The sequence below is a fragment of the Marinobacter confluentis genome (assembly GCF_004785685.1).
GTDB classification, from domain to species: domain Bacteria; phylum Pseudomonadota; class Gammaproteobacteria; order Pseudomonadales; family Oleiphilaceae; genus Marinobacter; species Marinobacter confluentis.
Window position 1 is genome coordinate 1 of sequence record NZ_SRPF01000013.1, and the last position, 1,184, is coordinate 1,184.

The 1,184-nt window shown below is 53.4% G+C and carries 2 protein-coding genes; both read left to right on the plus strand.

Annotated features, from left to right (window positions below):
- Positions 1 to 130: 130 nt before the first annotated feature.
- Positions 131 to 520, plus strand: a complete 390-nt coding sequence (locus tag E5Q11_RS17320; RefSeq protein WP_135804705.1) for a hypothetical protein — start codon at positions 131 to 133, stop codon at positions 518 to 520.
- Positions 521 to 626: 106 nt separating this feature from the next.
- Positions 627 to 986, plus strand: coding sequence for a DUF2750 domain-containing protein (locus E5Q11_RS17325; protein WP_135804706.1), 360 nt, complete (start codon positions 627 to 629; stop codon positions 984 to 986).
- Positions 987 to 1,184 lie beyond the last annotated feature (198 nt).

Here is a 1,184-nt window from a genome sequence, read left to right on the forward strand (position 1 = left end):
ATCGAGACGCAGGGTGAGGCATTTTGGTCAGGTGCCGCCTAACCAGTCGCTCAAATTCGTTCCCGGCCTGGCGGCCGTCCACCGGACGCCCTTGTCAGGGCGCCGCTTAGCTATTCGTTAGCTGTAAAGGATGAGCAGAGTTATCAAAGCTGTTTTCGGAGCCTTGCTGGTACTGGCGGTGATTGCCGTTGGCGGCGTGGCTGCTATTTGGCTTTCGCTTGATGATATGTGCGGAAATCAAGTCGAGTCAGAAATATGGGCACCGGATCGCGCGAACAAAGTTGTCATCTTTCAGCGGGACTGCGGCGCAACCACTGGCTTTTCGACTCAGCTATCGATCTTGGCTTCTGGGGATGAACTTCACTCGGATGATGCCGGAAATTTCTACGTCGAAACGGGTCATCCGAAAAACTCGGGTATCGAGGTTAAGTGGCTTGGGCCCAAGTCTGTCCTTATCAAAGGCGCAACAAGGCCTCTAAGAGCTTCAGAGATTGGGGATATCAAAATTCTCAGAGAGTAGGCGACACCAGGAGCTAACCATACGGTCAACCGGACACCAAACCCCTCGCGGGGTTTGGTTCCCTCCGCATGCGCTCCGGTGCCGGTTACCTCAGCGTTAGGTGAGTATGAGTATTTCTTCCGCACAAGCCTCAAAGTTCTACCAAGAAGTTGCCGAGAACGGAATCGTATGGGGTATTAAAGACAACGGCGGCTTTCCTGCGCCCCACGGAACAGAGGGCAAACGAGCAATGCCATTTTGGTCGTCCAAATCCCGTGCCCAGGCGGTAATAGAAAATGTTAACGCTTATAAGGGTTTTGAGCCCGTGGCTATTCCATGGGAGGTGTTCTGTGAGCGTTGGGTGCCGGGGTTGTCCCAAGATGGACTTTTGGCAGGTATAAACTGGTCTGGCACAGGTGCTACTGGCTTTGATATTCAGCCATCGGAGTTGCAGAAAAGTGTCGAAGCTCGGCGTAAAAATACCTAACAATGCCATCAAATTCGTTACGGCCACAAAAGACGTGGCCTCCACCGGACGCCCTCGTCAGGGCGCCGTTTATGGCTGGCGTTAGGAGGCACTATGGCCCAACATCCGGCTCGAAGCGCCATGGAAGCTTCCTTGAAAGCAATAGTTGTCCCCGAACTGCGCAGTCGAGGTTTTAAGGGTTCTTATCCTCATTTCCGC

What these genes read in the sequence shown, in the direction of transcription:
- E5Q11_RS17320 (WP_135804705.1), top strand. Translation starts at nt 131, where the DNA reads ATGAGCAGAGTTATCAAAGCTGTTTTCGGAGCCTTGCTGGTACTGGCG.
- E5Q11_RS17325 (WP_135804706.1), top strand. Translation starts at nt 627, where the DNA reads ATGAGTATTTCTTCCGCACAAGCCTCAAAGTTCTACCAAGAAGTTGCC.